Below are 6,182 nucleotides of genomic sequence, written 5' to 3' on the forward strand. Positions count from 1 at the left end.
GGTCGAGCGGGTGGTGGTGTGGTGGAGAGCGGGTCGCCCTCGGAGCGGATCACGGCCGAGCTCCGACGTCGGATCGCGGTGGGGGAGTTGCGGCCGGGCGCCCGGGTGCCCTCGACGCGGCGGATCGTGCAGGAGTGGGGCGTGGCGATGGCCACCGCGACCAAGGTGCTGAACCGCCTGCGCGAGGAGGGCCTGGTGCGGGCCGTCCCCGGGGTGGGGACGGTGGTGGCGGCCCGGCCGGCGGCTCCGCCGGCTGCGCCCGCCGGGAGTCCGGCTCCGGCCGCGGGTCCTGCCGCCGCTCCTGCCGTGGCGCCGGTCGCGACCCCGGCGCCGACGGGCGGGCGGCGGCGGGCGAAGGGCGGCGAGCGGGAGCTCGGCCGGGAGCGGATCGTCGCGGTGGCGGTGCAGGTGGCCGACGCCGAGGGGCTCGCGGCGCTGTCGATGCGTCGGATCGCGACCGAGCTGGGCATGGCGACCATGTCGCTCTACCGCCATGTGCCCGGCAAGGACGAGCTGTTGCGGCTGATGCTGGACAAGGCCTTCGGCGAACAGCCGCTGCCCGGGGCACCGGCGCCGGACTGGCGGACGGGCCTGGACGAGATCGCACGCCTGCAGTGGCGGATCTACCGGCGCCACCCGTGGCTGGCCTCCACCATGTCCTTCACCCGCCCGGTGCTGGCGCCCGACGCGGCGCTGCACACCGAGCGGTCGCTGGCGGCGCTGGCGGGGACGGGGCTGAGCCTGGCGGAGATGGCCCAGGCCTCGGTCAGCCTGGCGGCCTTCACCTGCGGGCTGGCGGTCCACTTCGAGCGGGAGGCGCAGGCCGAGCAGGACAGCGGGATGTCCGCGGACGAGTGGATGGACCGGCTGGACGACCGGGACCACGACCTGCTGATGACGGACCCGGAGCGGTTCCCGATGTTCGACGCGCTGAACCGGGGGCCGGAGATCGACATGGGCCTGGACGCGCTGTTCGAGTTCGGGCTGGCGCGGATGCTGGACGGGGTGGAGGCGCTGATCGCGGTGCGGGGGAGCGGCTGACGGCCGGCGGCTTTTTGAGGCGGTGAACCGCACCGGAAAGGCCCCCGGCCGTTGTCGGTCAGCCGAACGGCCGGTGCTCCGGCGCGGCGTCGTCCGCGGTGTCGGCTTCGGCCTCCGGTCCGTCCGTGGTGGGGGTGGTGCCGGAGATGCCGAAGGGGTCGAAGTCCGGCGGCGGGATCATCACCGGGGTGCCCTTGCGCGGGGCCGGAGCTGCCGCGTCCGACGCGGGGGCGGTCGCCGCGGGCTCCTCCGCGACCGGGGCGAAGGGGTTGAAGTCGGCGGGCGGGATGCGCACCGGGGTGCCGCGCAGGTGTACCGGCTTCTCCTCCTGGTCCGCCGCCGGGGCGGCGGGCGGGGGCACCGGGACGGGCGGAGCGACGGGCGGGGCCTCCGGCGCGGGCGCGGCCGGGGTCCGGAGCGACTCGCCGTCCCAGCCGAACTGGATGCTCTTCAACAGCTCCGCGAACGCCTCGGTGTACAGCTCCCAGTCCTCCGGCCGGGCCGTGGACAGCTGGGCGCACAGCACCGTCCCGCGGTCCGGCAGCGGTACGAAGGCCTGGACGGCCGAGGTGACCACCCAGCGGCGCTGCCCGTCGGCGGCCAGCGCCCCGGGCACCGGCACGGTCCGGCCCTCGACCAGGACGGCGGCCGGCCCGGCGGGCAGCAGCACCGTCCAGACCTCGGCGTGCCGCCGGACGGTGGCCAGTTCGGTGGCGAGCTCGGTGATCGGCAGCGGGTGCCGGGCGAGCGAGACGACCAGGGTGGCCTCGGAGGCGCGCCCGTCCACCTCCAGCGCGCACACGCCCGCGTAGCGGACGCCCGCGTCGTGGAACAGGTCGGTCAGGGTCGCGGTGATCACCGCGAAGTCGCGGCGCGGCTCCGGCCCGGTGGCGCCGAACAGCTCCTCGGCGACCTCGGCCAGGTGCCCGGTGAGTTCGGCGGCCGCCGCGAGGGTGGCCCGGTCGGTGCCGTCGGTGCCGTCGGTGCCGTCGGCGGTGTCCGCCGGGGCGGCGGGCACGGCCCGGGCGGTGACCCCGGCGGGCCCGCCGGGGGAGGTCAGCGGGTGGAAGCCCGGCGGGACGACCAGTCGGACCTCGGCGCCCGCGCCGGTGGCCAGTTCGACCGGCTGCCGGGTCTGCTGACCGGCCGCCAGCGCGGCCAGGGCCGGGGCGAACGGCGGGCGCAGCTTGGCGTCGGCGAACTCGCCGGTGACCGGCAGCTGGAACAGCGCGGCCGAGGTGGTGCCCCGGTCGGCGATGGCGCCGCGCACCGCGCCGCCGCCGTAGCGGTGGTGCAGTGCGGTCGTCACCCGGTCGGCGACCCGGGCGCCGCTGCCGGGCCGGGCCGTTCCGGCGGTGAGTACCGTGCCGAGCCGGTCGAGGGCCTCGTGCACCGGGCCGTTGGGTGCCAGCGGCAGGCCGAACAGGGCCTCGGCGGCGGGGTGTTCGGCCGGCTTCGGGGTGCTGAGCGCGGCGGCCGGGTGGCGCGAGGTGTGCTCGTCGAAGAGGGCGTCGGTGAGCGTGCCGAGGGTCGCGCTGACCTGCTCGGCTGCCGCGAAGGGGTTGGCCTCCGCACTGAACTGGACGTCCTGGGTCAACTGGTGAGCCCCCCGCTCTGCTCCGTCTGCGATCGGTGGTTCGGGTGGGACCGGAACCGCCTGGGCGGCGGGTCGTCAGGTCCCCGCCCATTCCTATCAGAGCCCACCGTCGGCACCGAACCGCAGGATCACCCGATGATCACGCCGGGGAGGCGTCGGCGGACCCTTCCGTGGCCTGCGCGGACGGTTCGTCCACGGGCGCCGCGGCCGTCGGGGCGGGCGCCGGGACGGGTGCCGAACCGGCCGTCGGAGCGGCCAGCGCGGTGAGCGCGTCGAGGATGCCGGGGACGGCGAACAGCCCGACGAGGTCCTGGACCAGCCGCCCGGACGGCCCCTCGGGCCGCTCGTCGGCGAAGAAGGAGGCCAGCTCGGCGGCCAGCGCGGGCTCCCGGGCGGCGGTGAGGGTGAGCGAGGCGACGAACTCCTGGACCAGGTGCAGCTGCAGCTCCTCCAGCGGTACGGACCGCTCGGCCAGCCACTCCAGCGAGGTGATCTCCGCGTTGGCGATCCAGGCCCGGACGGTCAGCCGCAGCCCGGGACTCGGCGCCGGGACGGCCAGGTGGGCGAGGATCTGGTCGTGCGCCGCCCGGCGGACCTCGTCGATCACCGCCGAGGTGCCCGGGCTGGCCGCCACCGAGCCGCCACGCAGCAGCGCGGCGAAGCCGGGCCCGTGGCTCTGCACGAAGTCCAGGTAGCGGCCCATCACCCGGAACAGCCGCTCCGACAGCGGCCCCTCCATCGGCTCCTCGAAACGCGCCGAGAGCTCCCGCCCGGCGCGCCGCAGCGAGGCCTCGTACAGCGCCTGCTTGCCCGGGAAGTAGTGGTACACCAGCGGCCGGGAGGCGCCCGCGGCGGCGGCGATGTCGTCGATCGACACCTCCTCCGGAGGGCGCCGGCTGAACAGCTCCAGGGCCACGGCGATCAGCTGTTCCCGCCGCTCGTCCACGCTCAGCCGCCGGCGCGGCCGCTCGCCCGCGGCCCCCCGGTCGGGGGCGGCGGCGGTCCGTGCTGCGCGGTCGGCCGTCGGCGACGGCGTACGGGAGGCCATGCGCGCAGCCTATCCGGCGGCCGTCCGCGGGCCCATGCGGCCTGTCCCGCGCTCGCCGGCCCGGCCGGCGGGCTACCCGGCCTTGAGCTCCAGGTAGCGGCGGTAGGCCTCCAGGCCGTCGACGACGAAGGTGTCGCGGGCGAGGCGTTCGGCGAGCTCGGCCGGGGTGAGCCAGGCGTGCCAGGCGACCTCGGACTCCTGCGGGGCGACCGGGCCGTCCCACTCCGCCTCGTACATGTCGCACCACCAGGAGAGCTTGCCGCCGTCGGGCTCCCGGAACAGGAACTTGAAGAGCGGACGCGGGGCGATGCCCCGGACGCCGAGCTCCTCCTCGGCCTCCCGGACGGCCGCGTCGGCGTAGCTCTCGCCGGAGCCGACCACGCCGCCGACCCACATGTCGTACGCGCCGGGGGAGAACAGCTTGGTGTCCGTACGCCGGTGGACGAAGATCCGCCCGGCCGGGTCGCGGACCATGATGAAGACGCAGCGGTGGGTCAGCCCCTGGCGGTACACCTCCCCCCGCAGCGCCGTCCCGATCACCCGGTCGTTCTCGTCGACGATGTCCAGCAGCTCTTCGGCAGGGTTGGTCATGAACGACAGGTTAGGGTTTCCGGGCCCGCTTCGAACGCGGGACCGAGGTATTCGAACGTCGACGAACGGGCTGAGGACGGCGCGCGGTGGTGGAGATCTGGGGCGAGACGGCCGAGGGGTTCGAGCCGGTACGGGAGGCCTTCGCGCGGAACTTCGCCGAGTGCGGCGAACTGGGCGCGGCCTTCGCGCTGTACCTGCGCGGCCGCAAGGTGGTCGACCTGTGGGGCGGCGACGCCCGGCCCGAGGTCGGCGGCCGGCCCGCGCCCGCGGTGCCGTGGACGGCGGACACCGCCCAGGTGCTGCGCTCGGTGACCAAGGGGCTGACCGCGGCCACCGCGCTGCTGCTGGCCGAGCGGGGCCTGCTCGACCTGGACGCGCCGGTGTCCTCGTACTGGCCGGAGTTCAAGGCGGCCGGCAAGGGCGCGGTGCCGGTGCGCTGGCTGCTGTCGCACCGGGCCGGGGTGCCGGCGCTGGACGTGCCGCTGAGCCTGGACGACGTGCTGACCTGGGAGCGCGCCGTCGACGCGGTGGCCGCGCAGGAGCCCGCCTGGGAGCCCGGGACGGCGCACGGCTACCACCCGTACACCTTCGGCTGGCTGGTCGGCGAGGTGGTGCGGCGGGCGGGCGGCCGGACCGTCGGCCAGTACTTCGCCGAGGAGATCGCCCGGCCGTTCGGGCTGGACCTGTGGATCGGGCTGCCGGCCGGTGCCGCGCCCCGGGTCGGCAAGCTGGTCGACCTGCCCGCCCCGGAGGCGGCCCGGACCGGCCCGAGCGGGCTGCGGCTGCGGCCCAAGCAGTCCGTCCGGGACGCCTACCAGGACCCGGCCTCGCTGACCGCCCGGGCCTTCGCCTCGGTGCTGCCCGGGGTGGACATGAACGACCCGGTGGTGCAGGCCGCCGAGATCCCCGGCGCGAACGGCATCGGCACGGCCCGTTCGGTGGCCCGGTTCTACGCGGCGCTGATCGGCGCGGCCGACCGCCCGGACGGCTCCGGCGCGCTGCTGCCCCCGCTGTTCGGCCCGGAGGTGCTGGCCCGTGCGGTCGGGCCGGTGGTGAACGGCCCGGACCGGGTGCTGATCGTCAACTCGACCTTCGGCCTGGGCTTCTGGCGGCACGGCCCGACCGCGCCGATGGCCTCCCCGGCGAGCTTCGGCCACCCGGGCCGGGGCGGCTCGCTGGGCTTCGCCGACCCGGAGCTCGGGCTCGGCTTCGGGTACGTCACCAACGGGATGCAGCCGGGTGTCACCGGGGACGTGCGCTCGCGCAACCTGATCCGCGCGGTGCGGGGGTGCCTGGGGCTGTCCTGAGCCCTGCCGATCCCTACGCCTGGCCGGTCTCGAAGCGGCTGATCTTCCCGCCGTCGACGGTGAAGCGCCAGGCGGTGCGCATCTCGCCCCAGGTGTCGTTGGTGAAGTTGGCGACCAGGGCGTGGCCGTGGCCGGACTCGGTCTGGACGTCCATCCGGCCGCGCGAGGAGAAGATCTCGCGCTCGGTCCAGTCGGCCAGGTCGCGGTCGGAGCCGTCGTCGGACATGGTCGCGCCGGGGGTGAGCGTGGCCAGGAAGGCGTCGCGGTCGCCGGCGTTGACCGCGGTCACGAAGGCGCGGACGGCGGGGTCGGAGAGCTTGCTGGGGGCGATCGTCATCGAGGACTCCCGAGGGGAAGAGGAACGGGAGTCCTTGTTTAGGGCGTTCGCGCGGGCCGTCCGGGCATGTCGGCGGCGCGTCGGCAAAATCACCGGATTCATGTGCTTAGATCCCGAAACAGGCGATTTGCCCGGTGAGCCCGCCGCGGGGAGTGGCGGGGGGGTGGGGGGGGGGGGGGGCGGGCGGGGGGGGCGCGCGGGGGCGGACACCCTCAAACTCAAGCTCGAAAACACACACAGCGAGAAGAGAGCCCAGAGAGA

Annotated in this window: 6 protein-coding genes; 2 read left to right on the top strand and 4 right to left on the bottom strand. The window is 75.7% G+C overall.

Annotated elements, in window-relative coordinates; translation table 11 throughout:
- Positions 1-21 precede the first annotated feature (21 nt).
- Complete coding sequence (locus tag ACFWXO_RS06830) at positions 22-1,041, top strand: TetR/AcrR family transcriptional regulator C-terminal domain-containing protein (protein WP_380522629.1); 1,020 nt, start codon at positions 22-24, stop codon at positions 1,039-1,041.
- 58 nt (positions 1,042-1,099) lie between these two features.
- Here the strand turns inward: ACFWXO_RS06830 and ACFWXO_RS06835 are convergent, their stop codons facing one another.
- The 3 genes from ACFWXO_RS06835 to ACFWXO_RS06845 all read right to left on the bottom strand — a co-directional run bounded on the left by ACFWXO_RS06835 (position 1,100) and on the right by ACFWXO_RS06845 (position 4,277).
- On the bottom strand, positions 1,100-2,638 hold the full coding sequence (locus ACFWXO_RS06835; RefSeq protein ID WP_380522630.1) for a hypothetical protein: 1,539 nt from the start codon (positions 2,636-2,638) through the stop codon (positions 1,100-1,102).
- Between the two features lie 139 nt (positions 2,639-2,777).
- The gene (locus ACFWXO_RS06840; protein WP_375897317.1) at positions 2,778-3,686 is read right to left on the bottom strand and encodes a TetR/AcrR family transcriptional regulator; all 909 of its coding nucleotides are present in this window, start codon (positions 3,684-3,686) and stop codon (positions 2,778-2,780) included.
- Between the two features lie 72 nt (positions 3,687-3,758).
- On the bottom strand, positions 3,759-4,277 hold the full coding sequence (locus tag ACFWXO_RS06845) for an NUDIX hydrolase (protein WP_380522631.1): 519 nt from the start codon (positions 4,275-4,277) through the stop codon (positions 3,759-3,761).
- 86 nt (positions 4,278-4,363) lie between these two features.
- On the opposite strand from ACFWXO_RS06845, the gene ACFWXO_RS06850 reads away from it, so the two are divergent.
- Complete coding sequence (locus tag ACFWXO_RS06850) at positions 4,364-5,584, top strand: serine hydrolase domain-containing protein (RefSeq protein ID WP_380522632.1); 1,221 nt, start codon at positions 4,364-4,366, stop codon at positions 5,582-5,584.
- A gap of 13 nt (positions 5,585-5,597) precedes the next feature.
- Here the strand turns inward: ACFWXO_RS06850 and ACFWXO_RS06855 are convergent, their stop codons facing one another.
- Positions 5,598-5,921 (bottom strand): nuclear transport factor 2 family protein, encoded by a 324-nt coding sequence (locus tag ACFWXO_RS06855; protein ID WP_375897323.1) that lies wholly within the window; start codon positions 5,919-5,921, stop codon positions 5,598-5,600.
- Positions 5,922-6,182: the final 261 nt, after the last annotated feature.

The sequence above is a fragment of the Kitasatospora sp. NPDC059088 genome (assembly GCF_042738155.1).
Lineage (GTDB): Bacteria > Actinomycetota > Actinomycetes > Streptomycetales > Streptomycetaceae > Kitasatospora.